Origin of the sequence: Alteromonas sp. KUL150 (genome assembly GCF_009811475.1) — a bacterium.
Classification (GTDB): Bacteria; Pseudomonadota; Gammaproteobacteria; order Enterobacterales; family Alteromonadaceae; genus Alteromonas; species Alteromonas gracilis.
Window position 1 is genome coordinate 58,193 of sequence record NZ_BLIJ01000064.1, and the last position, 14,867, is coordinate 73,059.

The following is a 14,867-nucleotide window of genomic DNA, read 5'->3' on the forward strand; positions in this document are numbered from 1 at the left end:
TAAAATTTAAATTCAATCAAATATAGTCAAAAAATGTCTTAAATGTTAAATTTGCGTAATATATTACAGCGTTGCTCATACACTAGTTGTGTGACGCTAACGCTGCTGACATGCGTATTGAACTGTTGCGATGAATTTGATGATCACATCGTAAAAGAGAGGATAAGGTGTATCAAAACGTGCCATCACCACAGAGTAGTCGAGGTTCTTTGGATACAACCTCAGACATGTTTTCGGCAATGTTTGAATCAGAAAAGCAGCGTTTGTATGCATACATCTATGCCTTTGTTTTAGACAAAGCGGCCGCAGATGATATTTTTCAGGAGACAAGCGTTATTCTCTGGAAGGAATTCGAGACTTTTGAGCGAGGAACGAGTTTTAGAAAATGGTCAAATACTATTGTGTTTAACTGTGTAAGAACGTATCGAAGACAACAGAAAAAATTCGTTTCAGGTTTGAGTGATGAGTTGCTAGAGCAGCTATCAGCAGTAGCTTCCCATCAAGATAATACAGACCAAAAATGGAGCATGCTGCAGCATTGCGTTTCTCAGCTCTCTGCTTCCGCACACGAATTATATTATGGTTTTTTCATAGAAAATTTAAGCGCACAGGCACTTGCAGACAACACGGGGCGCTCGATTTTTGGTATTCGTAAATCTATTCATTTGCTTCGCCGTAAGCTCTTCGACTGCGTTGATAAACAAAAAGTGGAGCACGACACTTGAATCGCTCAGAAAGGTTTGATGAAATTCGGGCCATAGCAGATGATATTTGCGCAGGTACCGTTACACAGATACAGCTTCAAAAACTTGAACCACTGTTGAGTAACGATGAGCAGGCTCAACGGTTTTACCTTGATTACATCGAATTTCACTTTCATCTTAAATCGAATACCCTTCCAAATCTTGAAATAGTAAGGCGAAAAACCTTCGTCGACGAGCTTATTGTGCGGCCCACGCAAGCTTTAAATTTACCTCATCAAAACCAACCTTATGAAGCCTCTTCTGAAAAGAGATCCGCGAGCACAAAACGTAAGTTTTATTTAGCGGGGGGACTCACAGTGCTGTGCATGCTGGTGGTATACCTAATTACTCAATTCAAACCGCTTCCCGACGAACCCTTTGTAGGAAAAATAGTTAGTGGGGAGCTGTTAATTGACGAAAATGGTAACGTACAAAACACGCTCGTTTATTCTGGTGTATACAAAACCGAACGACCGGTTGAGCTTGAATTACGCTCTGGTGATAGCTTAATACTCTCTGCGCATTCGCACTTTAAATTATTTAACTCTACCGAAATTGAGTTAAAAAGCGGTGAGGTTAAGGTTGTCTCTCATTCAAATAAAACTATTGCTATTTCTGCCAACGCCTCTGATATTCAGATGCATTCGGGCAAGTTAACCGTAAAGGTTGACAGTGATGCAACCTCGGTCTCTGGTAACACCAAAGCAAAAATCTTTCCTAAAACATGGCGACCTAAACACTTTTGGAACTTCGATGATGTTGGCGACAGAGTGATGGACTTTGCGGGTCGCGCAGTCGGTGTTCCAAGTAGTGGAGCTCAACGCATCGATGGACTCGTCGGAAAAGGCGCTTTCTATTTTGATAATGGAAAGCATGCAAGAATTAACGTGGGTAGCGGAGGTGGAAGTGCGCCCGCAACAGGTTCGTTCTCCGTTATTGATGGTGTCACTATAGAAGCATTGATTAAGCCTTTATATAGTGGAGAAGGCCCAACTTCGACACGATACGGTGAAATTGATGAGATTTTCAGGAAAGATCAAAGTGATAAAGATCATAGAATACTGCTTAGCTTTCAAAATGACCGCAACAAATCAATAGTAGTGCCAACTGGAGACTATACAGAGTCTCTGAGCTTCGGGTTGTACATTTTAGGTCAAGGGTACCATGAGCTCAAACTACCATTAGACGGCAGGAACGGACGTCCAACGCTTAAGCAGTTAAAAGATGGAAACCTTCACCATGTGGCGGCAACTTATGATGTTGAAAGTGGGATAAAAGCAATTTACATCGACGGACAAGTAGGCGCACTTTACCGATACCCACCTGGCTCAAAAGTATTGAGCGGTGGAGCGGGGTTAGCCAATATTGGCAATTCTCCTAACGCTCAAGGGCACGCCGCAGAGGCCTATGCGGGGACTATAGATGAAGTGGCATTTTATGATTTTGCGCTAACACCTTTTATGGTAGCGCTTCACTATAACAATGTTTTGATGGGCCTGAATTACTTCGGCAGCCAGCCATCTGCAAAAGCGTTACCGTACAAAAGCCATATAGAACTTACTCCCAATAAGACGCTACTACTAGATAACATCACCGGCTTACCCAGAGACAATTTTTAAACGAAAATTTTCAACCCACCTACAACTACTATCCTGCTACCTAATACATTGATGTCAAAACAATGTAAATTAATTTGATTGATAATGATTGCTTTTGGCTTGTTTTTATAGGTAGTATCAACGTCATCAAATTTCCCGAGTCAAAATAAGAAGAGGGTAACGTGGAAATAAACAGACGGATATTCTTAGGCTCTATGCTGTATGTGGTTTCAGCTGCTGTTTTACCATCAGAGTTAAAAAAGGCACTTCACCTTACTGTTTTTGAGTCGGATGCGGTTTTTTTTTGATGCTGAGCAATTTACGCTAGTTTACGATATTGTGGACATTATGATACCCCGCACTGACACCCCCGGTGCAGTAGATTCTCACACCGCACAGGTGCTTGATGAGTTAATGATATCTTGGGCATCCCCCTCTACCCAACAGCAATTCACTCTATTTTTATTGGAGTTTTTGCAACGCGCAAAAAACGCATTTAATGCAAACTACCTGTCACTGAGTAAAGAAAATCGTCAGGCCTTTGTAGAGCAAATCGACGAGATCGTTTTCGACACGGATAAAGGTGACTTTTCCATTGCATACAAACGATTCAAAGCGCTGATTTTTCATATTCACTACTCATCTGAAATAGCCAACCCCAACTTCTTTCTTGTTCCTGGTGGCTATCGAGGAAGTCTTTCACAGGATGAGCTAAACGTTATTTACGAGAGAAAATACTTATGAACAACGACTATGACGTCATTATTGTTGGTTCAGGAATTACGGGCGGCTGGGCAGCAAAAGAGTTTTGTGAGCGAGGCTTCAATACATTGGTTATTGAGCGTGGTAGAAATGTGGATCACCGAGGGCCTGAATACAAAGATTTCCAAGCTCCTTGGGACTTACAAAATCGAGGTATGCCAGATGAAACACTCGCTGAAAATGGCCACTACGCTACATTGAGAAAAAAAAGCCACCTATATAAAACCGATGCACTTCACTTCTTTGTCGACGATAAAAAGCACCCTTACAGCTACCCCGAAGACAAGCCATTTATGTGGACGCGGGGATATCAACTCGGTGGCCGTTCATTAACGTGGGGACGGCAGGTATTACGATGGAGTCCAATGGATTTTGAGGCCAATGCGAAAGACGGCCATGGTATTGAATGGCCTATTGGTTACGAAGACTTAGCTCCATGGTATAGCTATGTTGAGAAATTTATAGGTGTTTCAGCGAATAAAGATGGGTTAAAAACTCTACCTGATGGTGAGTTTCAGGCACCGTGGGAGATGAGTTATGCAGAGCAATACATTTCCAATAATATTGCGAAAAAATATACAGACAGACACCTCATTATAGGAAGAGCCGCTAATCTCACCTCTCCCACTGAAGAACAAACTGCACTGGGCAGAGGTAAATGCCTGGCGCGTTCGTACTGTCGAAGAGGATGCAGTTTTGGCGCGTACTTTAGCTCTCAGTCTGCCACGTTACCTGCGGCTCATAAAACGGGAAACCTAACCGTAATGACAGACAGTATTGTTGAGCGTATTGACTACGACGACGTCAATAACAAAGTCTCCGGCGTGTCTGTCATCGATGCTAATACGAAAGAAAGAAGGCAATACAAGAGTCGCGTTGTGTTTATGTGCGCATCGGCATTGGGCACGGTGCAAGTTATGTTGAACTCTACATCCAAAACATTCCCAAATGGTATTGCAAATAGCAGCGGTATGCTGGGCCACTACATACTCGGTCACGTCACCGGAGTTGTAGCAAGTGCGGATGTACCGGTAAGTGAAGATAAGTATGCATTCGGACGGCGTCCTATTGCGACTTACATTCCAAATTATCGACACGAAAAGCAAGATGATGCAGATTTTGAAAGAGGCTTTGGTTTTCAAACCACAGCACAAAACCGCTCGTTCTCCTCACCGAATGCCAAGTCAAAAGGTATCGGCGTTATTGCTAAAGAAAGCGTTGGAAAGCCCGGCCCATGGCGTTTCAGAGCGTTTATGTATGGTGAAGTTTTACCGTATTACGAGAATGCAGCCAGCCTCCACCCTACCAATAAAGACGAGTGGGGCATGCCATTACTTCATATCGATGCTGAAATAAAAGCCAATGAAAGAAAAATGATTAAGCAAGCGGCCAAGGACATACAAGAAATACTCGAAGCAGGTGGGTGCACCAACATTCAGGTAAAAGCGACACCAGAAAACAAACATGTTCCGATGGGTAAGCAGGTTCACGAAATGGGCGGTGCATGTATGGGAAGTAATCCAGATTCATCTGTTCTCAATGGCTGGGGCCAAGCACACGATATACCCAATTTATTTGTTACCGACGGTGCCTGCATGGCATCTAGCGCAACCCAAAACCCATCGTTAACTTATATGGCGATAACTGCGCGAGCGGCAGATTACGCGGCTAAGCTTCTCAAAAACAACATTATTTAGAGTAGACGCATGCCCTCAAAAAAAGACTTTTGAAAGGGCATGCCTCACCTCAATTACCACCAAGCAAGTCGATGCTTCAATTCCTATCTTGAACCATTATACTCACAGGGCCTAGCAGTCCTGATGGAAGTAACTCATCATCTTTGTTCCAATGCTTCCATGTAGCAAACGTGCTGCGCGACCCAGGTTGTTCAGGCGCAGCTCCTTTAAGCCATTTCGGAAAACTAGTTAACTGAGAGCCTTGGTAGCCATTTTTCTTCCAAGCTGCCGTGTCAGGATACAAGCGCTCGTCGCCAATTAAACGATTGGGCCAAAGAGTAGTTACTTCTATCTCCAAACGGTTTGCTCCGCTTCGGATGATATTACTAATATTAAAGTGATAAGGCGCCCACATTCTCAGTCCGAGATCGTGACCATTTAGCCTTACGCGCGCAAACTGGAAAGCTTCGCCAAGGTTAAGAAGGTAACTTTGGGACGTTGGCAAATCATCAGCCATTTCAAATTCAGTCTCATAGCGAACCGTGCCAGAGAAATATTTGACATCCTCATCCGCGTGTTGAGACAAATCGATGAGTTCGTTAAGCGCTAATGCGTTTGGTTTTTTTACGCCTTTAATAAAATCTACCTGCCACGGTGAATCTAGTATCTGCAGTTGCCGAAGAGGGAGGGTGTTCAGTAGCTGTCCGGTACTCTTTTGAGGTGCTAAAACAACAAACAAAGACTGTGCTTGGTCAAAGTGTAATTTAAATCGCGAGCGACCGTTTTCAACCACGTAATCACTGGCGAGAAGTCGTTTACCTGATAGCGGATCCCAGATTTCAGCCACTTTACCTTTAGCTCTCAAGTCCAATTCTATTTCCGCAGACATGTGATCTAGGTTACTGATGAAATACACATCCGTGTTCTCTTCAGATATATTATGGTGTCGCCAAACAAAGCGGTTATCAGTGTGAGAAATTAGCACATCTGGTAGAATATCTTTATGGTTTAATGCGTCTTCTAAGTTTTCAAACACCTGGTTATTGAATCGCGCGCCCCAAATGTCTCCAGCTAATTGGTTAACTCTTTGATCAGTGCCCGAGGTGTCAAGGGAGCCTTCCAAACTTGGCGAGAAAGTGGGGGGTAAACCTACAACCGTTACCCCTCTCTCTAATAGAGATTTTATTTGCTCCAGTACTTCTACTCGCATACTCACATCGGGCGATATCGATAAGATATTGTAGGTTCTTCCCGACTCAAGAGCGAGTTGCCCTTGATCATTTACGTTGACGTGATTCATCACCCCATTTGTTGAGATAAATTCAAAATCATAACCCTCGGGCAGCTCTCTCAAGGCAAAATCCCTATCAAATGTCGTCGCTGAGTCATCACCTAACAGGTGCAGTACATCAAGCACCGGCTGACCCATACTGAGCAAGGCGTGAGAGCGTGTTAAGTACTTATTCCATGTTTCTACTTCATGCCACCATGTCTGTGTGCGTTCAAAATGTATCCCCCAGTACCCAAGCGTCATACCCGGTTTTAAGGTTGTCCAGGGCTGGTGGGTAAAAAGATGATGTGTTGTCAACGTCACCCCCGCTGCAAGATCGGTATCAGCTTGCGACTTATAAGTTAACGGGTGACTTAGCCACCTATTCGCTTGGGGCAATGATGTGAATGACTCTGAGCGAACAGGCTTGTTATAAATAGAGCCCGCCGAGGCAGCCATTTTTGCAGTTAGGTAGGCAAATTCTTGATTTGGTTTATTTTCTAACGGATTAGTAGAACGAAATGCACTGTTGGCATAAATGATATCCGCTTGACCTAACGCTTGAAGGTTGTCTATGAAAGGCTTCATCGATTGAGCTGAAAATGTTAACCCTAACTCGTTCGCTCGCTGCTGCATGCCTCCGTAAAAGCGCTCAGCAATGAGCTCTGCCAGTGTCTTTCTGTAATCCCAAAGAATTCTCTCGCTGAACGTTGCGTCCTTTACGACATATCCCAGCGTAACAGGAAGCAATCGAATGAGTGAATAACCCCGCCTTTCTTCGAAATCTTTTTCAAATCCCTGCGTCCAGTTTTGACGTCCTACTTCCCAACTATCAGCATGAGTAGAGACAAATGAATCACCCACGTACTTCTGCGAGCGCTCTGCATTTCTTTTAATATAATGCTCAAAGTGAATATCAAGTGCCCGTTCACTTAACTTGTCGACTTCAAGCCCTTCCCCGCCCTCCGAACCAGGTCTATTCACAGCTTCGGTAGACGACATACCAAAACGAATTACTGTCCAATCATCATTAGGTGGTGTCCAGTTAAGACGACCGCTTTCGTCAAGATATTGGGACACGTCAACAATTGAATCGGCGTTGATACTCGCATCACTCTTAAACGAGGCATTCATTGCTTCGCGTTCTGTTTCTTGCATATGAAAGGGGAATATATGCGCTGCTTTTTGACACCAGTTCGCAGTACGCGGTTTATTGTCGAAAATTACCTCACGCACCGCGACATCGACCTTCGGCATCGCCGTGTATAGAAGTTTATTATCGGTGGGCTGGAACACTATTTTTGCGTGTTTTGCTTTAATTGGCTCAAACTGAAAACAGCTTAAGTCATCATAAATCTGCCCACGTTTTGAAAAGGCGATTTCGCGATAATTCTTACCATCATCTGAAACCAGAAGGCGATTCATTCCCATCATTCCATAAGCAGCAAACTTCACAAACGCATTGCGAAAAGTAAATTCTTCAGAGAAATCAATCTGAATAAATCGCTGTTTAGTTTCTTCATCAATATTGGGGTACACCAATGTATTCCAATCACCGTCAATAGCATTTTTAGCAACTACAGTACTTTGCGAAGCAGTACCAGAGATGTTTACGCTTGCGACACGTTCTTGAAATTTCGGCTCGATGTGCGCTTTAGGTGTAGGAAAGGCAAGAACTGCTATGTCCTCATAAAAATTCAACGGAGCGTGAGGAGCGGGAAAAGTTATAGGCTGAAAGCGGTCTCGTATTTGTTGCTCACTCCAAGACAGCTCTTTCATACCGTCTTTAGGACTTATCCAAGGACCACCAGCGACGGACCATCCCTCGCTATTGTACAGGTTCACTTTTAAACCCAGCTCTGAAGCTTTTTCAAAGGTAAAAGCGAGCAGTGATAGGTAATCTTCAGAAAGAAATTTGACAGGCCCTGCGGGAATGACATGATGCTCATTAATGTGCATTAACACTACCCCACCCAATCCAGCATTAGACATCGATTCCAGGTCTGCCTTTATACCTTCTTCAGTAACATTACCATTTATCCAATACCAAAATACCCATGGCTTGTGAGCATCTCCTGGATTGCTAAATGCTTCTTTCAGTGATGCTGCACTTACATTGAATGACAAGAAAGCCACAACAATAATCAATAGGATTTTACGCAAAGTATACTCCGGTTTTGAATTGAAACCTGAAAGACCACCATTACAGTATATGATGCACTACTCACCAGATGAGACTTCGCCTAGTTCAAAGTCATAAACATAAATAGGGCTGGGATCACCAATTGAGCCTGGTGCATGCTGCCAAATGACACTCGCAACACCTTGGTTCAACAAGCTGAGATCCCATGTAATATACCCATCCTCGATTTTGCCAAACTTACTATCTACAATCGGCATTTCGACTTGATGCCACTCGGTAAAGTTATCGGCTCTATCAGAATAATAAATCTCAGCACTTTCTCTTCCAGCAAAAGCGAACAGCCTATCACCTAAGAACGTTAACGTTACGTTTGAAGCGCTAAAACCAGAGACACGCTTTTGCCAATTACCTGATGTATCACGTACATAATGATGCACACGAGCAGGGCCATCAGGTGATGTCTTATGGCTAAGCAGAAGGTGGTAGTCACCTGTTTTCGTGTCTATAACGGAGTTGTGAGAAACATTTGATGGCCGCAGTGTTGTAGCCACATGGACAGCTTCTAACCCTGGAGTTTCAACGGACAATACCTCTCCTTTTCGAGTATCAGCTACTAGATCACCCGCATTGTTGTACCACGTGAGGCCTTCATCATCGCTGTAGGTGTAGTAGATACCGTGATTGCAATCTAGACCGTTAATCTTACCAGGATTGCAATTGACAGGTCGCTCTCTAAATACCCAGCTAATGTGCATGCGACCATTAGCATCAAATTTTGGTCCACCACCGGCTAAATAGGGCCCTCTTGTCGAAGGTTCTTTATTGCCGTTTACGTTTTGAACGTAGACACCATCACTTGACGATATATTGCGAATATACTGCCACTCACTATTCTTGGCATCATAAAGAGCAAGCTGCATTTCACCTTTTGCTGCCCCACCCTCCCGAAAATACATAAGTACATTACCGCTTTCTAACGAATAAAATTTTGGGTAAGTAACGCGCTCTACCGCGTTGTTAGGAAAACCGAGATTACGCTGAAACGTAAAAACTTCATCATTCCAATCTAGGGTTTCTGGATGATCTGCGACTCCCGAAGCAGTGCGTGCGTAGTTGATTCGATCTAAGTTGTGATGATCGAAGGAAATATGAATGGCACCGTCGCCTTTTGATATCTCGATGGCTTGGCGGTTATGTGCGTCATCAGAAGTCAGTCGATATACCGGCAAGGTGGCGTGTTGCCAGTCGTGCCCTGTTACTTTTCTACGTGCGACGACAACTTCAGCAAAAAGGTCACCGTAACCTCCCCTGTCTTTTGCTGTGTAATAAATCACATATTGATAACCTTTATAGGTAACTGCTTGAGCCCCCATAACACCCGCAAAGAGAGGCTTACCATTTTGCGCACGATCTGAGCCATCTGAAGTATGAGATTTATCAACCAAAAGACTACTCCCCAACAAAATTGGCGTCGAGTGGAGAGACAACGAAGCTACGGAGGCCTGCGTATCTTGACGTGTTGAAGCTCCTTTATCATTCGCAAAAGAAGTGCAGCCAAATAGGTATGCAATTACCATAGCTAAAAGCAGCTTATTTTTCATGTTTCTATGTTCCATATTTTGTTCAATTTGAAGCCCGATGGCCTATCGACTCCGTAAATCTATTTAGTCAATATTTGACTGCTCAATTGCTTATAAGAAGCACCAAGCTTTAAGGCGTTTTAAAAGTCACTGGGGTGAAGCTCGTTGAAAGTGGGTCGTCCAAATCGAGCATTTTCTCTTTGATAGTGTCATCCAGCCTTTTCAACGTCATCTTTTCAGCAGCTGTCAATTCTCTCTCAAGCAGGTTGTGAGTCTCATGAGGATCGACAACTAAGTGATAAAACTCGTCTCGTTCTTTGTTTTTGAAATCTCGGACTAATTTGTATTGACCATCGCTGTACATTCTCATACCCGTGATTGACTGATGCAGCGTTGAATAAGCGGCAAAATAGTCAGTACTCACTACTAAATCTTCATCTTTTAACGCTTTGATTACACTTTGCCCTCTAATGACTGCTTCACTAGGTAAATCCAGTTTGGCGATATCCATAAGAGTAGGGAAGAAATCAAGATTTGATACGGTAGAGGCATTTTCTGTCCCTGCTGGCACCTTACCTGGCCAACGAACAATAAGAGGTACCTTAAGCACCGCATCATATAGATTTGGGCGCTGGCCTTTGGGTATGGTTTCAGTGCCTTTAGGTGGAGTGTTCAACAACCAAAAGCCATTGCCTTTATGCCAAATACCGTTCTGTCCAATAACGTATCCATGATCAGACGTAAAAATGACGACAGTATTTTCAGATAGCCCTAGTTCGTCTAGATGATCCAACAGTCTTCCGACATTTCTATCTACACCTTTAACAGAAGCTAAATATCCGCGTAATAATTTCTTAGCTCTTTCTGTATTTAAATCCGGGTAATCAGGATGTATTAAATCTACATCTTTACTAATAGCATCTAAATCACTCTCTGAAACAGGCTCAAATGGATAGTGAGGTGCCCTATAGTGCAGTGATAAAGCAAACTTCCTGTGTTTATTCCTAGTTAAAAAGTCCATGGCATGGTTAGTGAGAAGGTCCACGGTTAATCCCTCTTCATTCTTCGGGGCACCATTTACTAGAAGTTGAGGGTCTATGGGTGAAGTTCCGCCTCCTAGAAAGCCCGTAAACTCGTTGTAGCCGAAATTTTGAGGATGATGTTCAGGTTGTTTTCCTAAATGCCACTTACCGATCAAACCATTATAATAGCCGTTTTCTTGCAATCTTTTGGGCCAGGAATCCAGTTCTGCTGAAAGCCCTAAATCTAACTGGTGCCCTGTTAGGGTTTTACTTTTAAGGTGGTCATTTATCCAATCGTCAATACCCACTTCAAAGCCATAGCGCGAAGTGAGTAAGCCTGCTCGGGAAGGACTACAAACTGGCGTGGTGGTATAGGCATTTGGAAAAGACATTCCTTGTTCCGCTAACGCGTTTAGGTTAGGCGTAACAGCATTAGGGCTTTTGCCTTCTATAGCCCATGGAGCTTGGTCGTCTGTATATATGAAAAGAATGTTAGGCGATTCGCCTTGACTGGTCTTTTTAACTACATCCGACACGTTATCTGAAGCGTTTGCTTGTTGGATAAGAACAACAAGGAAAAGGCTTGCTATTGATGCGGTATGGCATACGTTTAACATTACTCGCACTCCTCTTTTAAAGACAGAATAACATCGTCTAGACCTGCTTTAGATGCCGCAAGAGTTTGAATAGGATCAAGGTTGTGTGGAAACTCCTCTTGCTCGATTACAAACCAGCGTGTTCCGCCATGAGTTAGTGCGTCCTTCACAAGCTGATGCCAGTCGTATCCATCTTCACCAACAATCGGAGATTTGTTTTCCCCATCATGGGTTCGAACTTTAAGGTGCGTCGTGACGATTCGACCAGCATTCCGTTTAAACTGCTCAACGCTATCTGCGCCGGCATAATTTGCCCAACCTACATCTAGTTGGAGGGCAACCGTTTTGTTCGTATTTGACGCCAAGTAATCCCAGTAAGTTGACGACCCAAACGTTTTAAACTCTTTTGCATGATTGTGGTAACCAAGTGCCATTCCATAATCTTGTACTTTCGCGGTGAGAAAATTTAATTCATCGATTAGATCATCGATATCATCAACAATATCCACCCGAGGATCATGAGGGACAATAACAAGCTTCGCTCCTATGTCCTTGAAGAACTGTAAATTATTTTTCCCTATGTCTCCGCGCAATTGTGGTAGTCCAGCATGTACACCACTTACTTCAAGCTTAAGATTATCAAGAAACTGTTTGAGACCTTGCGCGTCATTTTTAAATTGTCCATATCGGCCTGCAAATTCTACAGCATGAAAACCAGCATTTTTTAACTCAACTAACGTGCCTTCAAAATCTTGTTCAATTAGTTGCTTCACTGAATGTAGCTGCACACTCACAAGATTATTCTCCAATGTACTGCACATGCGTTGATTTATTTGATTTGAGGCTACAGCACTGCTCATAAAGAGACATAATACTGCAAAAGAATAAATACGTTTCACTACGCCACGCACCATAATGATTCATTTTGACTATAAAAGCACACTTTAGACACCTAAACAATCTCAATTCAATCAAAAACTTAACAAAACAAAATTTCAATAAAACAAATAAGATTTAAATAATTAAACAAATTCAATAATTTAAAAACACAAAGAGTAATTAAAGAAGAGCTGCCAATCACAAAATCCATTAACACAAAATTGACACACAATGAACATTAATGATTGATATTGACTTGTGGTTCGATGTATTCTGGATTTTAAGGGCTGATTTAACAATGAAAAACGGCGAAGCAAAGTGAAGATAAATAGACGCGTATTCTTAGGCTCAATGCTTTATGTAGTATCCACCGCGGTAATTCCTTTTGAGCTGAAAGGTTCGTTAGAACTTACCGTTTTTAAATCAGATGCATCCTTTTTTAACGCGGAACAGATGACACTAGCTCATGATATTGCAGACATCATGATACCGAAAACTCACACACCTGGCGCATCGGACTCTTATGCAGCACAAATACTCGATGAACTCATGGTGTCATGGGCATCTCTAAATACTCAGCAGCAGATGCTTTCTTTTTTGAGCGAATTTAAAGATAGAGCGCGTGATCTGAACGGCAAAGGCTATTTGTTAATGAACAGAGAACGCCGTCTAGCTTATTTGGTAGAAATAGATCAGAAGGCTTTTGAAGACACAACTTCTTCATTTCTAATCGCTTATAAACGCTTCAAAGAACTGATTTTCCACCTCCATTACACGTCTAAGGAAGCAAACCCAGAGTTTATCTTAGTCCCCGGAGGATACAAAGGAGATGTAACGGAAGATGAATTGCAGGCAATTTATAAAAGGCAATACCTATGAATAATGAGTTCGATGTCATCGTCGTTGGCTCAGGAATAACCGGAGGCTGGGCAGCTAAGGAATTCTGTGAAAAAGGGTTTAAAACGCTTGTCGTTGAGCGGGGGCGCAACGTCAAGCATAGAGGTCCTGAATACAAGGATTTTGAGGCTCCATGGGAACTTCAAAACAGAGGGATGCCGGCGGAAGAGCTTTCTGAAAACGGACATTACACCACATTAAGGCAAAAGGGACATTTATATAGAACTGATGCGCTTCAATTTTTTGCAGACGACAAACAAAGTCCATATAGCTTTCCTAAAGACAAACCCTTCATGTGGGTCAGAGGTCATCAGCTAGGAGGGCGCTCTCTCACATGGGGGAGGCAAGTGTTGCGTTGGAGCAAAAAAGATTTTCAAGCAAACGCGAACGATGGTCATGGCATACCCTGGCCTATTGGTTACGATGATTTAGCCCCCTGGTATAGCCATGTTGAAAAGTTCATCGGTGTAGCTGCAAATAAGGATGGACTTGAAACGCTACCTGATGGTGAGTTTCAGCCACCATGGGAGATGAGCTATGCCGAACGTTTTATTTCAGATAACTTAGCTAAGAGATATAAGGACAGGCACCTAATCATTGGCCGTTCGGCAAACATTACACAGCCAACAGAAGAACAACTGAAATTGGGTAGAGGGAAGTGTTTAGCTCGTTCATATTGCCGCAGAGGCTGTTCATTTGGCGCCTATTTCAGCACACAATCAGCGACGTTGCCGGCAGCTCAAAAAACCGGAAACCTAACAGTAGTTACTGACGCTATTGTCGAACGTGTAGACTATGATGATAAAACCAGACGCGCCACCGGAGTTAGCGTCATTGATGCCAAGACCCTGGAAAAAAGACAGTACAAAGGCCGAGCCATCTTCATGTGCGCATCAGCTTTAGGGACGGTGCAAATTCTATTAAATTCTAAATCTGCCACCTTCCCAAATGGTATAGCAAACTCGTCAGGAGCCTTAGGTCACTATATTATGAGCCACTTTACGGGCGTTGTAGCAAGCGGAGATGTTCAAGTAGAGGAAGATAAGTTTGCATTCGGACGACGCCCTATAGCAACGTATATCCCGAATTATCGTCATGACAAACTCATGGACGCAGATTTTGTGAGAGGATTTGGTTTCCAAACTACCGCTCAACACCGTTCTTCAGTAAGCCCACCGGCTAAACGTCCAGGTATAGGTATAGAAGGAAAAGAAAAAGTCGGTCAATCAGGCCCCTGGAAATTTCGCGCATTTATGTACGGCGAGATACTTCCTTATTTCGACAATATGGCAACACTGCATCCGACTCAAAAAGACAATTGGGGAATGCCGATATTACACATTGATGCGGAAGTGAAGGAAAACGAGCGAAAAATGGTCAAGCAAGCAGCAAAAGATATCGAAGAAATGCTCATTGCAGGTGGATGTTCTAATATCGTTGTAAACGCAGTCCCAGACAGTAAGCACATACCTCTTGGGAAACAAATTCACGAAATGGGCGGAGCTTGCATGGGCAGCGACCCAAACACCTCCGTGCTAAATGAATGGAATCAAACTCACGATGTGGCAAACTTATTCGTTACTGATGGAGCTTGTATGTCCTCAACCGCAACGCAAAACCCTTCGTTAACATATATGGCTATTACCGCAAGAGCCGCCAATTATGCCGCTAATCTTTTGAAGAAAGGCCTAATGTGAGCAT

General features: G+C 43.2%; 10 protein-coding genes. 6 read left to right on the forward strand and 4 right to left on the reverse strand.

All coding sequences use genetic code 11. The features are described 5' to 3' along the window. Positions 1-179: 179 nt before the first annotated feature. From GVO62_RS14880 to GVO62_RS14895, 4 genes are all read left to right on the forward strand, one after another. A complete protein-coding gene (locus GVO62_RS14880; protein WP_236547188.1) occupies positions 180-725 on the forward strand; it encodes a sigma-70 family RNA polymerase sigma factor in 546 nt (181 codons plus the stop codon). Further along, a complete protein-coding gene (locus GVO62_RS14885; RefSeq protein WP_159119898.1) occupies positions 722-2,362 on the forward strand; it encodes a LamG-like jellyroll fold domain-containing protein in 1,641 nt (546 codons plus the stop codon). Before GVO62_RS14880 ends, GVO62_RS14885 begins: the two co-directional genes overlap by 4 nt. 270 nt (positions 2,363-2,632) lie before the next feature. Continuing rightward, the gene (locus tag GVO62_RS14890) at positions 2,633-3,085 is read left to right on the forward strand and encodes a gluconate 2-dehydrogenase subunit 3 family protein (RefSeq protein WP_159119899.1); all 453 of its coding nucleotides are present in this window, start codon (positions 2,633-2,635) and stop codon (positions 3,083-3,085) included. Continuing rightward, positions 3,082-4,800, forward strand: a complete 1,719-nt coding sequence (locus GVO62_RS14895; RefSeq protein WP_159119900.1) for a GMC oxidoreductase — start codon at positions 3,082-3,084, stop codon at positions 4,798-4,800. Before GVO62_RS14890 ends, GVO62_RS14895 begins: the two co-directional genes overlap by 4 nt. A 76-nt stretch (positions 4,801-4,876) precedes the next feature. Here the strand turns inward: GVO62_RS14895 and GVO62_RS14900 are convergent, their stop codons facing one another. From GVO62_RS14900 to GVO62_RS14915, 4 genes are all read right to left on the reverse strand, one after another. Next, positions 4,877-8,212: a glycosyl hydrolase gene (locus tag GVO62_RS14900; RefSeq protein ID WP_159119901.1), complete on the reverse strand. Its 3,336-nt coding sequence runs from the start codon at positions 8,210-8,212 to the stop codon at positions 4,877-4,879. Between the two features lie 57 nt (positions 8,213-8,269). Continuing rightward, positions 8,270-9,793: a BNR-4 repeat-containing protein gene (locus tag GVO62_RS14905; protein ID WP_159119902.1), complete on the reverse strand. Its 1,524-nt coding sequence runs from the start codon at positions 9,791-9,793 to the stop codon at positions 8,270-8,272. 109 nt (positions 9,794-9,902) lie between these two features. Next, entirely contained in the window at positions 9,903-11,411 is a 1,509-nt protein-coding gene (locus tag GVO62_RS14910) for a sulfatase-like hydrolase/transferase (RefSeq protein WP_159119903.1), read from the reverse strand. Continuing rightward, positions 11,411-12,184 carry a sugar phosphate isomerase/epimerase family protein gene (locus GVO62_RS14915; protein WP_159119904.1) on the reverse strand — a complete coding sequence of 258 codons (774 nt, stop codon included), beginning with the start codon at positions 12,182-12,184 and terminating at the stop codon, positions 11,411-11,413. Before GVO62_RS14915 ends, GVO62_RS14910 begins: the two co-directional genes overlap by 1 nt. Positions 12,185-12,587: 403 nt before the next feature. Between GVO62_RS14915 and GVO62_RS14920 the strand changes: the two genes are divergently transcribed. Together GVO62_RS14920 and GVO62_RS14925 are read left to right on the forward strand one after the other, a co-directional pair. After that, on the forward strand, positions 12,588-13,148 hold the full coding sequence (locus GVO62_RS14920; RefSeq protein ID WP_159119905.1) for a gluconate 2-dehydrogenase subunit 3 family protein: 561 nt from the start codon (positions 12,588-12,590) through the stop codon (positions 13,146-13,148). After that, positions 13,145-14,863: a GMC oxidoreductase gene (locus GVO62_RS14925; RefSeq protein WP_159119906.1), complete on the forward strand. Its 1,719-nt coding sequence runs from the start codon at positions 13,145-13,147 to the stop codon at positions 14,861-14,863. The genes GVO62_RS14920 and GVO62_RS14925 overlap by 4 nt, the downstream gene beginning before the upstream one ends. Positions 14,864-14,867 lie beyond the last annotated feature (4 nt).

Bases quoted from the DNA above. Each gene is read 5' to 3' on its own strand.
- GVO62_RS14890 (WP_159119899.1), top strand. From the start codon at position 2,633: ATGCGGTTTTTTTTTGATGCTGAGCAATTTACGCTAGTTTACGATATT.
- GVO62_RS14895 (WP_159119900.1), top strand. From the start codon at position 3,082: ATGAACAACGACTATGACGTCATTATTGTTGGTTCAGGAATTACGGGC.
- GVO62_RS14905 (WP_159119902.1), bottom strand. From the start codon at position 9,793: ATGAAAAATAAGCTGCTTTTAGCTATGGTAATTGCATACCTATTTGGC.
- GVO62_RS14910 (WP_159119903.1), bottom strand. From the start codon at position 11,411: ATGTTAAACGTATGCCATACCGCATCAATAGCAAGCCTTTTCCTTGTT.
- GVO62_RS14925 (WP_159119906.1), top strand. From the start codon at position 13,145: ATGAATAATGAGTTCGATGTCATCGTCGTTGGCTCAGGAATAACCGGA.